Origin of the sequence: Streptomyces sp. NPDC046557 (assembly GCF_040645975.1) — a bacterium.
Lineage (GTDB): Bacteria > Actinomycetota > Actinomycetes > Streptomycetales > Streptomycetaceae > Streptomyces.
This window is the reverse complement of sequence record NZ_JBEYZH010000005.1, coordinates 143,830-156,403: the sequence shown is the minus strand read 5'-3', so window position 1 is coordinate 156,403 and position 12,574 is coordinate 143,830. Positions and strand designations below refer to the sequence as shown.

14 protein-coding genes are annotated in these 12,574 nt (G+C 73.9%); 12 read left to right on the top strand and 2 right to left on the bottom strand.

The window, feature by feature from the left end; genetic code table 11:
- Positions 1-45 precede the first annotated feature (45 nt).
- The 7 genes from glmS (at position 46) to ABZ934_RS13920 (ending at position 7,226) form a co-directional block, all read left to right on the top strand.
- The gene (gene glmS / locus ABZ934_RS13950) at positions 46-1,896 is read left to right on the top strand and encodes a glutamine--fructose-6-phosphate transaminase (isomerizing) (RefSeq protein WP_361312412.1); all 1,851 of its coding nucleotides are present in this window, start codon (positions 46-48) and stop codon (positions 1,894-1,896) included.
- Between the two features lie 12 nt (positions 1,897-1,908).
- Entirely contained in the window at positions 1,909-2,277 is a 369-nt protein-coding gene (locus ABZ934_RS13945) for a holo-ACP synthase (protein ID WP_361312411.1), read from the top strand.
- Positions 2,278-2,326: 49 nt separating this feature from the next.
- A complete protein-coding gene (locus ABZ934_RS13940) occupies positions 2,327-3,715 on the top strand; it encodes an NAD(P)H-hydrate dehydratase (protein WP_361312409.1) in 1,389 nt (462 codons plus the stop codon).
- Positions 3,716-3,825: 110 nt separating this feature from the next.
- Positions 3,826-4,962 carry an alanine racemase gene (alr, locus tag ABZ934_RS13935; protein ID WP_361312407.1) on the top strand — a complete coding sequence of 379 codons (1,137 nt, stop codon included), beginning with the start codon at positions 3,826-3,828 and terminating at the stop codon, positions 4,960-4,962.
- Between the two features lie 47 nt (positions 4,963-5,009).
- The gene (locus ABZ934_RS13930; protein WP_361312405.1) at positions 5,010-6,269 is read left to right on the top strand and encodes an alpha/beta hydrolase; all 1,260 of its coding nucleotides are present in this window, start codon (positions 5,010-5,012) and stop codon (positions 6,267-6,269) included.
- Positions 6,226-6,810 carry a tRNA (adenosine(37)-N6)-threonylcarbamoyltransferase complex ATPase subunit type 1 TsaE gene (gene tsaE / locus ABZ934_RS13925; RefSeq protein WP_361312403.1) on the top strand — a complete coding sequence of 195 codons (585 nt, stop codon included), beginning with the start codon at positions 6,226-6,228 and terminating at the stop codon, positions 6,808-6,810. The genes ABZ934_RS13930 and tsaE overlap by 44 nt, the downstream gene beginning before the upstream one ends.
- A 203-nt stretch (positions 6,811-7,013) precedes the next feature.
- Positions 7,014-7,226 carry a hypothetical protein gene (locus ABZ934_RS13920; RefSeq protein WP_361312401.1) on the top strand — a complete coding sequence of 71 codons (213 nt, stop codon included), beginning with the start codon at positions 7,014-7,016 and terminating at the stop codon, positions 7,224-7,226.
- A gap of 47 nt (positions 7,227-7,273) precedes the next feature.
- Here the strand turns inward: ABZ934_RS13920 and ABZ934_RS13915 are convergent, their stop codons facing one another.
- A complete protein-coding gene (locus ABZ934_RS13915; RefSeq protein ID WP_361312399.1) occupies positions 7,274-7,825 on the bottom strand; it encodes a hypothetical protein in 552 nt (183 codons plus the stop codon).
- 198 nt (positions 7,826-8,023) lie between these two features.
- Here ABZ934_RS13915 and tsaB point away from each other — a divergent pair, with 198 nt between their 5' ends.
- Genes tsaB through ABZ934_RS13890 form a run of 5 tightly spaced genes read left to right on the top strand, consistent with a single transcriptional unit; the run spans position 8,024 to position 11,266 of the window.
- On the top strand, positions 8,024-8,701 hold the full coding sequence (tsaB, locus tag ABZ934_RS13910) for a tRNA (adenosine(37)-N6)-threonylcarbamoyltransferase complex dimerization subunit type 1 TsaB (protein ID WP_361312397.1): 678 nt from the start codon (positions 8,024-8,026) through the stop codon (positions 8,699-8,701).
- A gap of 17 nt (positions 8,702-8,718) precedes the next feature.
- A complete protein-coding gene (rimI, locus tag ABZ934_RS13905) occupies positions 8,719-9,213 on the top strand; it encodes a ribosomal protein S18-alanine N-acetyltransferase (RefSeq protein WP_361312601.1) in 495 nt (164 codons plus the stop codon).
- Positions 9,206-10,318: a tRNA (adenosine(37)-N6)-threonylcarbamoyltransferase complex transferase subunit TsaD gene (gene tsaD, locus ABZ934_RS13900; protein ID WP_361312395.1), complete on the top strand. Its 1,113-nt coding sequence runs from the start codon at positions 9,206-9,208 to the stop codon at positions 10,316-10,318. The genes rimI and tsaD overlap by 8 nt, the downstream gene beginning before the upstream one ends.
- Positions 10,315-10,587 (top strand): hypothetical protein, encoded by a 273-nt coding sequence (locus tag ABZ934_RS13895; protein WP_361312393.1) that lies wholly within the window; start codon positions 10,315-10,317, stop codon positions 10,585-10,587. The genes tsaD and ABZ934_RS13895 overlap by 4 nt, the downstream gene beginning before the upstream one ends.
- A 46-nt stretch (positions 10,588-10,633) precedes the next feature.
- Complete coding sequence (locus ABZ934_RS13890; RefSeq protein WP_361312391.1) at positions 10,634-11,266, top strand: hypothetical protein; 633 nt, start codon at positions 10,634-10,636, stop codon at positions 11,264-11,266.
- Positions 11,267-11,309: 43 nt separating this feature from the next.
- On the opposite strand, the gene ABZ934_RS13885 is transcribed toward ABZ934_RS13890, so the two are convergent.
- Entirely contained in the window at positions 11,310-12,497 is a 1,188-nt protein-coding gene (locus ABZ934_RS13885; protein WP_361312390.1) for a methyltransferase domain-containing protein, read from the bottom strand.
- Positions 12,498-12,574: the final 77 nt, after the last annotated feature.

The following is a 12,574-nucleotide window of genomic DNA, read 5'->3' as shown; positions in this document are numbered from 1 at the left end:
TTCGGGTACGGGGCAGGGGGCCGGCCACGGCGTACCCTGCCGCCTATGTGCGGAATTGTGGGTTACGTGGGAGCGCAGTCGGCGCTCGATGTGGTCATCGCCGGGCTCAAGCGGCTGGAGTACCGCGGCTACGACTCGGCGGGTGTCGCCGTGCTCGCGGACGGGGGCCTGGACGCGGTCAAGAAGGCCGGCAAGCTGGTCAACCTGGAGAAGGAACTGGTCGGGCACCCGCTGCCGGCCGGCTCCACGGGCCTCGGACACACCCGGTGGGCGACCCATGGCGGCCCCACCGACGTCAACGCCCATCCGCACCTCGACAATTCGGGGCGCGTGGCGGTCGTGCACAACGGGATCATCGAGAACTTCGCCGTGCTGCGCGCCGAGCTGGCCGAGCGCGGGCACAAGCTGGAGTCCGAGACGGACACCGAGGTCGTGGCGCACCTGCTCGCCGAGCAGTTCGATGTCGCGTCAGGGGATCTTGCGGAGGCCATGCGGCGGGTCTGCCGGCGGCTGGAGGGCGCGTTCACGCTGGTAGCGGTGCACGCCGACGCGCCGGACGTGGTGGTCGGGGCGCGCCGGAACTCCCCCTTGGTGGTGGGCGTTGGAGAGGGTGAGAACTTCCTCGCCTCGGACGTGGCCGCGTTCATCGCCCACACGCGGTCCGCGATCGAGCTGGGGCAGGATCAGGTCGTCGAGCTCCGCCGCGGAGGGGTCTCGGTGACCAACTTCGACGGTTCGGCCGCGACGGTGCGGGCGTACCACGTGGACTGGGACGCCTCGGCGGCCGAGAAGGGGGGATATGACTACTTCATGCTCAAGGAGATCGCCGAGCAGCCGAAGGCTGTCGCCGACACCCTCCTGGGCAGGATCGACGCGAGCGGCCTGCTGACCCTGGACGAGGTACGCATCCCCGCCTCGGTACTCCGTGAGGTCGACAAGGTCGTGATCGTGGCGTGCGGTACGGCGTACCACGCGGGCATGATCGCGAAGCTGGCCATCGAGCACTGGACGCGCATCCCGTGCGAGACGGAACTGGCCAGCGAGTTCCGCTACCGCGACCCGATCCTGGACCAGCGGACGCTGGTGATCGCGATCTCGCAGTCCGGCGAGACCATGGACACCCTGATGGCGCTGCGGCACGCGCGCGAGCAGGGCGCCAAGGTGCTGGCCGTCTGCAATACGAACGGGTCGACGATCCCCCGCGAGTCGGACGCGGTGCTGTACACGCACGCCGGCCCGGAGGTGGCCGTCGCCTCGACCAAGGCGTTCCTGACCCAGCTGGTGGCCTGCTACCTGGTCGCGCTGTACCTCGGACAGGTGCGGGGTACGAAGTGGGGCGACGAGATCCGCGCGGTCATCCGCGAGTTGTCGGACATCGCCGCGGCCGTGGACACGGTGCTGGAGACGATGGAGCCGGTGCGGGAGCTGGCGCGGTCGCTGGTCGACAAGAACACCGTGCTGTTCCTCGGGCGTCACGTCGGCTACCCGGTGGCGCTGGAGGGCGCGCTCAAGCTCAAGGAACTGGCGTACATGCACGCGGAGGGTTTCGCGGCGGGCGAGCTCAAGCACGGGCCGATCGCGCTGATCGAGGAGGATCTGCCGGTGGTGGTCGTGGTGCCGTCGCCGCGCGGGCGTTCGGTGCTGCACGACAAGATCGTGTCGAACATCCAGGAGATCCGGGCCCGCGGTGCGCGCACGATCGTGATCGCGGAGGAGGGTGACGAGGCGGTGGTCCCGTACGCGGACCACCTGATCCGCATCCCGGCCACGCCGACTCTGCTCCAGCCGCTGGTGGCGGCGGTGCCGTTGCAGGTGTTCGCGTGCGAGCTGGCGACCGCGCGGGGGAACGAGGTGGATCAGCCGCGTAACCTCGCCAAATCGGTCACGGTCGAGTAGGGATCTGGTGTTGTGATTATCGGTGTGGGAATTGACGTTGCCGAGATCGAGCGGTTCGGCGCCGCCCTGGAGCGGACGCCACACCTGGCGCAACGGCTCTTCGTCGACGCCGAGTTGACCCTGCCCAGCGGCGAGCGGCGCGGAACCGCCTCGCTCGCCGCCCGGTTCGCGGCCAAGGAGGCACTCGCCAAGGCGCTCGGCGCGCCCGGCGGGATGCTGTGGACGGACGCCGAGGTCTACGTCGAGGAGACCGGGCAGCCGCGGGTGCGGGTGTCGGGGACGGTGGAGGCGCGAGCGGTGGCGCTCGGCGTGAAGTCGTGGCACATCTCGCTGAGCCACGACGCGGGTGTGGCCTCCGCCGTGGTCATCGCCGAGGGGTAGACGCCACCGCCTCGGTGGTCGCTGCGCCCTTTTCGGGCAGGGTGGGGGCATGCGTACTGCTTACAGCGTGGAGACCGTACGGGCCGCCGAGCACGAGCTGATGGCGCGGCTGCCGGAGGGCACCTTGATGCGGCGGGCGGCGGCCGGGCTGGCCGCCGTCTGCGCAGGGCTGCTGGGGAGGGTGTACGGAGCGCGGGTCGTGCTGCTGGTGGGCCCGGGGGACAACGGCGGCGACGCGCTGTACGCCGGCGCACGGCTCGCCCGGCGCGGCGCCGGCGTGACGGCCGTGCCGATGGACCCCCAGCGGATGCACCCGGGCGGCCTGGCCGCCCTGCGCGGCGCGGGCGGCACGGTGGCGGCGGCCGTGCCGGTCCGGGCCGACCTGGTGGTGGACGGGCTGCTCGGCATCGGCGGCCGCGGCGGACTGCGGCCGCCGGCCGCGGCGTTGGTGGAGCGGATTCCGGCGGGCGCGGTGGTGGTGGCCGCGGACCTGCCCAGCGGGGTGGACGCGGACACGGGCGAGGTGGCGGTGGCGGCGGTGCGGGCCGACGTCACGGTGACGTTCGGGGCGTACAAGCCGGGGCTGCTGATCGACCCGGGCGCCGAGCGGGCCGGGGCGGTACGGCTGGTGGACATCGGACTCGCCCTCCCCGCGCCGGACGCGCAGGCGTTGCAGCACGCCGACGTGGCGCGGCTGCTGCCCGAGCCGGGCGCGGCCAGCGACAAGTACCGACGGGGCGTGGTCGGCATCGTGGCCGGCTCGGCCCGGTACCCGGGCGCAGCGGTGCTCGCCGTCGCGGGGGCCCTGCGCGGCGGCGCGGGCGCGGTGCGGTACGTGGGCCCGGCGGCGGTCGGCCAGGCGGTCCTGGCCAGGTACCCGGAGACGCTGATCGGGCGCGGCCGGGTGCAGGCGTGGGTGATCGGGCCGGGACTGGGGGACGAGCGGGGCCCGGAGGTCCTGGCGGACCCGGTGCCGGTCCTGGTGGACGCCGACGGGCTGCGCGGGCTGGACCCCGGGGCGGTGCGGGCCCGGACGGCGCCGACGCTGCTGACCCCGCACGCGGGCGAGGCGGCGGCCCTGCTGGGCGTCCGGCGCGAGGAGGTGGAGGCCGGGCGGCTGGCCGCCGTACGGGCACTGGCGCGGCGGTACGGGGCGACGGTGCTGCTGAAGGGCTCGACGACGCTGGTCTGCGACGGCGGGGTGGTCCGGGTCAACCCGACCGGCACCCCGTGGCTGGCCACCGCCGGCAGCGGTGACGTGCTGTCCGGACTGGCGGGCTCCCTGCTGGCGGCGGGACTGTCCGCACCGGACGCCGCCTCGGTGGCGGCCTACCTCCACGGCCTGGCGGCCCGCCGCGCCGCCAGCGGCGCCCCCCTCCTCGCCCACGAGGTCGCCGAAGCCCTCCCGTCCGCCTGGCGCGACGTCCGCACCCCATGACCCCCGTCCGCCCCTCCCTGATCCCCGGGTCTGCGCCGGGCGCCTCCGCCGGGCGCCTCCGCCGGGCGGGACGCGAGGCGGCCGGCAGGGGTTCTGAGAGACTGTGCTCGATGAACGAGACACCGACGCGCGCGTACGCCGAGATCGACCTAGCCGCCGTGCGGGGCAACGTGCGCGCACTGCGCGAGCGGGCGCCCCGGGCCGAGCTCATGGCCGTCGTCAAGTCGGACGCCTACGGCCACGGGGCGGTCCCCTGCGCGCGCGCCGCCCTGGACGCCGGTGCGACCTGGCTCGGCACCGCGACCCCCGAGGAAGCGCTCGCGCTGCGCGCCGCCGGCATCGGGGCCCGGATCATGTGCTGGCTGTGGACGCCGGGCGGCCCCTGGCGGGAGGCCGTCGAGGCCGATCTGGACGTCTCCGTCAGCGCGATGTGGGCCCTGGAGGAGGTGCGGGCCGCCGCCCGCGCGGCCGGGCGGGTCGCGCGTGTCCAGCTCAAGGCCGACACCGGCCTCGGCCGGGGCGGCTGCCAGCCCGCCGACTGGGCGGAACTCGTGGGCGCCGCCGTCGCCGCGCAGGCCGAGGGGACCGTCCACGTCACCGGTGTGTGGTCGCACTTCGCCTGTGCCGACGAGCCCGGACACCCCTCCATCGCCCTCCAGCTCACCGCCTTCCGCGAGATGCTCGTCTACGCCGAGAAGGAGGGCGTCGAGCCCGAGGTCCGGCACATCGCCAACTCGCCCGCCACGCTCACCCTCCCCGACAGCCACTTCGACCTCGTGCGCTGCGGGATCGCCGTCTACGGCGTCTCGCCCGCGCCCGAGTTGGGCACGCCCGAGCAGCTCGGCCTGCGCCCCGCGATGACCCTGCGGGCGTCCGTCGCGCTGGTCAAGGACGTGCCCGCCGGTCACGGAGTGAGCTACGGACACCACTACGTGACGGACCGTGAGACGCGGCTGGCCCTGATCCCGGTCGGGTACGCGGACGGCGTCCCCCGCCACGCCTCCGGAACCGGTCCCGTCCTCGTCGGCGGCGCCGTGAGGCGGGTCGCCGGCCGGGTGGCCATGGACCAGTTCGTCGTCGACATCGAGGGCGCCGACGTGCGCGCCGGGGACCCGGCGATCCTCTTCGGACCCGGTGACCTGGGCGAACCCACCGCCGAGGACTGGGCTCAAGCGGCAGGCACCATCGCGTATGAGATCGTCACCCGTATCGGGGGCCGCGTGCCCAGGGTGTACCGCAACGGCTGAGCGGGGCGGAGTACGGCTGAGGACGGCCGAGTGAGGACGGCGACCGCGTGAGCGAGAACTGGCGCAAGGCCGGCTGGGCCGGAGCGGCCATCGGCGTCATAGCCGCCGGCGCGGCCGCCGGCGTCGCGGTCGAGCGGATCACCGTGGGTCGCGGCATCCGCAGGAAGGCGCGGCTCGCCCTCGACGCCGCCGGGGACTACGGGTCCCTGCGCGGGGCGGAGGGCATCTGCCACGCCGAGGACGGCACCGAGCTGTACTACGAGGTCGACGAACTGCCCGAGGAGCCGGGCCGGCGCGGGAGGCCCCGCCGCAAGAAGCCGCCCGCCGCGACCGTCGTCTTCTGCCACGGCTACTGCCTCGGCCAGGACTCCTGGCACTTCCAACGCGCCGCCCTGCGCGGAACCGTCCGCTCCGTCTACTGGGACCAGCGCAGCCACGGCCGCAGCATGCGCGGCCTCGCCCAGGCCGACGGCGAACCGGTGACCATCGAGCAGCTCGGCCGGGACCTCAAGGCGGTGATCGACGCCACCACCCCCGACGGCCCGCTGGTGCTCGTCGGCCACTCCATGGGCGGTATGACGATCATGGCGCTGGCCGAGCAGTTCCCGGACCTCGTACGGGAGCGCGTACTCGGCGTGGCCCTGGTCGGCACCTCCGGCGGACGGTTGTCCGAGGTCACGTACGGTCTTCCGGCCGTCGGCATGGGCGCCGTACGCCGTCTCCTGCCCGGGGTGCTCAAGGTACTCGGCTCGCAGGTGGAGCTCGTGGAGCGGGGCCGCCGCGCCACCGCCGACCTCTTCGCGGGCATGATCAAGCAGTATTCGTTCGGCTCCCGGGACATCGACCCGGGCGTGGCCCGCTTCGCCGAGCGGCTGATCGAGGCGACCCCCATCGACGTGGTCGCCGAGTTCTATCCGGCCTTCCAGGTCCACGACAAGACCGTCGCGCTGCGGCGGTTCGCGGACATCCCCGTCACCGTCATCGCCGGGGACCGCGACATGATCACCCCGCCCGAACACAGCCTCGCCATCAAGGAGGTGCTGCCCGCCGCCGAACTGGTGGTCCTGGAGCACACCGGCCACCTGATGATGCTGGAGCGCCCGGACGCCGTGACCGCGCTGCTGAACGGTCTGCTGGCGCGCACCGGCGCCGTGCCGGCGGCGGCGCCCGGCAACGCGCACCGGAACCCGCCCGTGGACGCGCCCGGCGATGTACCCGCCGAGGCGACCGGAGCGACTTCCGGAGCGACTAACGTTGGCCCGCATGGAAGAAGTACCGCGAGAAGCGCCGCACACCCCGGCTCCTGAGGCCGCCGCGCCCGGTGCGGGCGAAGGCACCGTCACCGAGACCTTGATCACCGTCGACTCGCCCGACTCCATGCGCGAGCTGGGCCGCCGGATCGCCGGCCTGCTGCGTCCCGGGGACCTGGTCCTGCTGACCGGCGAGCTCGGCGCGGGCAAGACCACCCTCACGCGCGGCCTCGGCGAGGGCCTCGGCGTGCGCGGGGCCGTCACCTCCCCCACCTTCGTGATCGCCCGCGTGCACCCGCCGCTGGGCGATGGACCGGCCCTGGTGCACGTGGACGCGTACCGGCTCGGCGGCGGGCTGGAGGAGATGGAGGACCTGGACCTCGACGTGTCGCTGCCCGAGTCCGTGGTCGTCGTCGAGTGGGGCGACGGCAAGGTCGAGGAACTCTCCGACGACCGGTTGCACGTGGTGATCGCGCGCGCCGTCGGCCACGAGGAGGTCCTCGACGACGTGCGCGAGGTCGCGGTGCGGGGGATCGGGACGCGCTGGGCCGGCGCCGCCGACGGCCTGGCCGGACTCGCGGAGCGGGTGGCCCGCTAGCGGGCAGGCGACCGGCGACCGGCAATGGCGACGGGCAACCGACGCGCGGCGCCGGGCGACCGACATCCCGGCCCGTGGCGGACAACGTTCCGACAGTCCGTCGGGAAAACGTTGCGCGAGTGCGGATGCTCGTGGTGACATGGTACCGAGCGCTGGTTAGGTGTGCCTAAGTACAGCGCCCCGGGCCGGTCCAGGAGGCAGCCATGTCGGCAGCAGGAGCAGCACGCGCAGCAGCGGGAGCAGAACGGGCGTCGGGCAGGGACGTGTCCATGGGGGCGCTGCTCGCCTCCTGCGCGGCCGCCACCGCCGTCTCCACACCGCCCGCCTCCCTCCCCGTACGGCCCGAGCGCCGGGACGGGGCCCCCGACGTGGCCCTCGACGGCGAACAGGCCGCTCCGGAGCCCGAAGCGGCCTGAGGCCCGTACGCGCATCGCCCGTACGGGTGAAACACGAAGGGTGCCCGTCAGGGCACGACGACCACCTTCGTGTTGATCGTCGCGAAGGCCCACATCGCGTCGCCGGCGGCCCGCGACATGCGGATGCCGCCGGTCTTCTTCGTCTGGTCCGGTTCCGGCACCTGGTCGTCCACGCGCGCGCTGAAGCCGATGGCGATGCCGTCGGTGGTGGCGAACCGTACGACGTGCTCGATCGGCACCCCGTCCGAACCGGTGACCGTGCCCGAGCGCGAGCCCACCGGGTAGCTGCCCGGCGCCGGGTGGACCGTGCTCGGCATGACCGCGAAGGACTTCGGCTGCTGCCCGTCCTCGCCGACCAGCCACACCCGCTTCTGCGACACCGAGTACACGACGCGCATCCCGGTCCCGGAGTCGGCCGGCACCGGCGCGGGCTGCGAGGGGTCCTGCCTGGCGGGGGCCGGCGCGGGCGCGGGGGCCTGCGGCGCCGCCTTCGCAGGGTGCGCGGGCGCCGTGGCCGACGCCTGGTAGCCGAGGAATGCGATGGCGACCAGCGCCGCGACGGTGAGCCCGGCCACGATTCCCGAGCTGCTGCGTGCCACCTTGCTCCGCCTCTCCGCGGTCTCCCGCGTTCTCTTTGTCGCGTTCTCTGTGGCGCGTCGTCCACGGGCCACCGGGTCTGCGGGGCGCTGGAACATCCGGTCGGGCACCGCACTGACCGCCTCGGTCGAAAGGTAGCAGCCGGGGTGGTCCGCGACCGGCCGCGAGGGCCGGGGCCCAAGGAGTCGTAGGCTGTTCGCGTGCTCTTGCTCGCTGTAGATACCGCCACGCCCGCCGTCACCGTCGCCCTGCACGATGGCGAGTCGGTCCTCGCCGAATCGAACCAGGTCGACGCCCGCCGTCACGGGGAGCTGTTGCTGCCCTCCGTCGACGCGGTCCTCGCCGAGGCCGGGGTGAAGCTCGAAGCCGTCACCGGCATCGTCGTCGGCGTCGGCCCCGGCCCCTACACCGGACTGCGCGTCGGCCTCGTCACCGCCTCCACCTTCGCCGCCGTCCTCGGCGTCCCCGTGCACGGCCTGTGCACCCTGGACGGCCTGGCGTACGCGGCCGGCGCCGCCGGGATCGAGGGCCCCTTCACCGTCGCCACAGACGCGCGGCGCAAGGAGGTCTACTGGGCCCGGTACGAGGACCCGCGCACGCGCGTCGGCGCCCCGGCCGTGGACCGCCCGGCCGACATCGCCGAGCGGGTCGCCGGCCTGCCCGCCGTCGGGCAGGGCGCGCTGCTGTACCCGGAGGTCTTCACCGACGCCCGGCAGCCCGAGCACCAGAGCGCCGGCGCCCTCGCCGCGCTGGCGGCGGAACGACTCGCCGCCGGGGCTCCCTTCGAGAACGCGGAGGGCATGCCTCCGACGCCGCTGTACCTGCGCCGGCCCGACGCCCAGGTGCCCAAGAACTACAAGGTGGTCACCCCGCAGTGACCCCGGTACTGCGCGAGATGCGCTGGTGGGACATAGAGCCCGTGCTGGAACTGGAACAGGAGCTGTTCCCGGAGGACGCCTGGTCCGCCGGCATGTTCTGGTCCGAGCTCGCCCACGCGCGCGGCCCGCACGCCACCCGCCGCTACGTCGTCGCCGAGGGGTCCGGGGGTCGCATCGTCGGCTACGCCGGACTGGCTGCCTCCGGCGACCTGGGCGACGTACAGACCATCGCCGTCTCCCGCGACCAGTGGGGCACCGGTCTAGGCGCCCGCCTGCTGGAGGACCTGCTGCGCGCGGCGACCGCGTTCGAGTGCGCCGAGGTGCTGCTGGAGGTGCGGGTGGACAACACGCGCGCCCAGAAGCTCTACGAGCGCTTCGGTTTCGAGCCGATCGGCTTCCGGCGCGGCTACTACCAGCCCGGCAACGTCGACGCGCTCGTGATGCGCCTCTCCGGCCCCACATCCCCAGACTCCGCACCGTCCGTACACGTACAAGGTGAGACCCATGGCTGACGAACCGCTCGTCCTCGGCATCGAGACCTCCTGCGACGAGACCGGCGTCGGCGTCGTCCGCGGCACCACCCTGCTGGCCGACGCGATCGCCTCCAGCGTCGACGAGCACGCCCGCTTCGGCGGGGTCGTGCCCGAGGTGGCCTCCCGCGCGCACCTGGAGGCCATGGTCCCGACCATCGACCGCGCCCTGAAGGAAGCCGGCGTCAGCGCCCGCGACCTCGACGGCATCGCGGTCACCGCCGGCCCGGGCCTCGCGGGCGCCCTGCTGGTGGGCGTCTCGGCGGCCAAGGCGTACGCCTACGCGTTGGGCAAGCCCCTGTACGGGGTCAACCACCTGGCCTCGCACATCTGCGTCGACCAGCTGGAGCACGGGCCGCTGCCGGAGCCGACCATGGCGCTGCTGGTGTCGGGCGGACACTCCTCGCTGCTGCTGGCTCCGGACATCACCGCCGACGTGCGGCCGCTCGGCGCGACCATCGACGACGCGGCCGGCGAGGCGTTCGACAAGATCGCCCGCGTGCTGCAGCTGGGCTTCCCCGGCGGTCCGGTCATCGACCGGCTCGCGCGGGAGGGCGACCCGAAGGCGATCGACTTCCCGCGCGGTCTGACGGGGCCGCGCGACGCGGCGTACGACTTCTCCTTCTCCGGACTGAAGACGGCGGTGGCCCGCTGGATCGAGGCGAAGCGGAAGGCGGGCGAGGAGGTGCCGGTGCGGGACGTGGCGGCGTCCTTCCAGGAGGCCGTGGTGGACGTGCTCACCCGCAAGGCGATCCGCGCCTGCAAGGACGAGGGCGTCGACCACCTCATGATCGGCGGCGGTGTCGCGGCCAACTCCCGGCTACGGGCGCTGGCCCAGGAGCGGTGCGACGACGCGGGGATCATCCTGCGCGTACCGCGGCCGAAGCTGTGCACGGACAACGGCGCGATGGTGGCCGCACTGGGCGCGGAGATGGTCAAGCGGAACCGTCCGGCCTCGGACTGGGACCTGTCGGCCGACTCCTCGCTGCCGGTGACGGACCCGCACGTGCCGGGGACGCAGGGTCACGGTCACAGCCACGACCACGACCACGTGCACGAGTTGAGCAAGGACAACCTCTACTCATGAGCACGGTCGCGCTGATGTGGGAGGCCCGGGCGGTGCCCGGCCGCGGCGACGAACTGCTGGAGTGGGCCCGGGCCCAGGTCCTGGCCCGGGAGCCGGTGCGCCGCGAGGTGCTGCGAGCCCCGCAGGACCGGGTGCTGGTGGTCACCTGGTGGGAGGCCGCCGAGGGCGTGGCGGCGGAGCTGCCCGAGCTGCCCGAGCCGGCCGCCGACCTGATCACCCGGGCGGTGCACCGCTGGCGCTTCGAGTCGGTGGAGGTCACGGGGGGCTGAGCGCCTGTCGAGTGACTCTGCATCAGATCCCGGTATGGTCATGTGCATGTCCAGCCGTGACCTGCCGCCTCCGCCGCCGCCCGCGCACCTGCGGGACTGGATGGACGAGTCCGTCGTGCGCGCCGACCGTGCGCGCTTCCTCAAGGAACTGGGCCGGCGCACCCTCGGTCCGGGCCGGCTGCTGCTGCTCTGGGCGGTGGCCGCCGTGTTCGCGCTCGGCTGGACCTTCATCGGCATGGCGCTGATGGCGTTCGAGAGCGGCGATCCGCTCTCGTACCTCTTCGGGCTCATCTTCGGCGTGCTCGGCGTAGGGGTGCTCGTCCCCGCCGGGATCTGGTTCGCCAAGGGCGCCGAACGGGACCGGCAGATGCGGCACCTGCTGTGCGCGTGGGCCGAATCCGACCGGGACCCGGCGGCCGACGCCCTCGTGCGCGCGCCCTGGCGGAGCCTGACCTGGCTGCTCACGTCCTTCGCCCTCGGCGTGCTGGGGCTCTGGGTGACTTTCGGGACGGCGGCGGGGGCCCGGCCGGGCGAGGTGACGTACGGCGAGGTCACGTACTTCATGGGCCTCGGCCTGATCCTGTGGATCACCGGCCTCCTCGGCCTCGGCAAGGCCGGCGCCCACTACCGCTGGGCCGCGCGCGCGTTCCGGACCCCCGGCCGCGAGGTGTCCGGCTAGGGGGTGTCCGACACGGGGCCGGTCCGGAGGCGGGGCGGCCCCGTCACCGCCCCGTGACGGGCGCGCCGATCAGCATCGAGGGCGCGCCGTCGACGCGGGTCAGGATCACCGTCGCCGAGTGCGGTCCCTGTGGCTTGACCTTCTTGCGCAGTTCCTCCGGCTCGATCGCCGAACCGCGCTTCTTCACCGTCAGGATGCCGACGCCCCGCTCGCGCAGCAGGGCCTTGAGCTTCTTCAGGCCGAACGGCAGCACGTCGGTGATCTCGTACGCGGTCGCGTACGGCGTCGCCCGCAGCTCGTCCGCGGTGATGTAGGCGATGGTCGGGTCGATGAGGCGGCCGCCGAGCTGTTCGGCGACCTCCGCGACGAGGTGGGCGCGGATCACGGCGCCGTCGGGCTCGTAGAGGTACCGGCCGACCGGCCCCGCCTCCGGATCGGGCAGCGGATCGGCGGTGCGCAGCGCGCGTGGCCCGGGCAGCAGGGTGGCCCGTACGCCGCCGGGCTCCGTACCGAACCACAGCACGGCTTCCTTCACGTCCCCCTGGTCGGAGATCCACTCGGCCTCGGCCTCCGCCGGGACGGCCTCGTGCGGGATGCCCGGAGCGATCTTGATCGCGGCGTACGGGGCGCTGCGCGCGGCGGCGACGGCCCAGGACAGCGGCGGGGAGTAGCTCTCGGGGTCGAAGATCCGGCCCCGGCCGCCGCGCCGCGCCGGGTCGATGAAGACGGCGTCGTAGCCGGCGGTGTCGACGGCGGTCACATCCGCCTCCCGGACCTCGATCAGCTCCGCCAGCCCCAGCGCCTCGGCGTTGGCCCGGGCGACGGCGACGGTGAGCGGGTCGTGGTCCACCGCGAGCACCCGGATGCCCAGCCGGGCCATGGCCAGGGCGTCGCCACCGATGCCGCAGCACAGGTCCGCGACGCTGCGTACGCCGAGGGCCGCGAGCCGGCCGGCGCGGTAGGTCGCCACCGAGGCGCGGGTGGCCATCTCGCCGCCGCCGGGGGTGAAGTACATCCGGAAGGCGTCCTCGGCCCCGAACTTCGCCACCGCCCGCTGCCGCAGCCGGGCCTGCCCGAGCGCGGCGGACACCAGGGCGGCGGGGTGTTCCCGGCGCAGCCGGGTGGCCACGGCCAGCTCCCGGGCCGGGTCGTAGTCGTGGAGCGAGTCGAGGAGGGCGCGCCCCTCGGGGGTGAGGAGGGCGGCGAAGTCTTCGGGGGTCACGCGGTCCATTGTCGGCCAGTGTGGGCCAGTCGATGGAAGGTCGAACCCCGCTCGCGGTGTCTGCGGGGGACCGGGGGAGCGTCCTG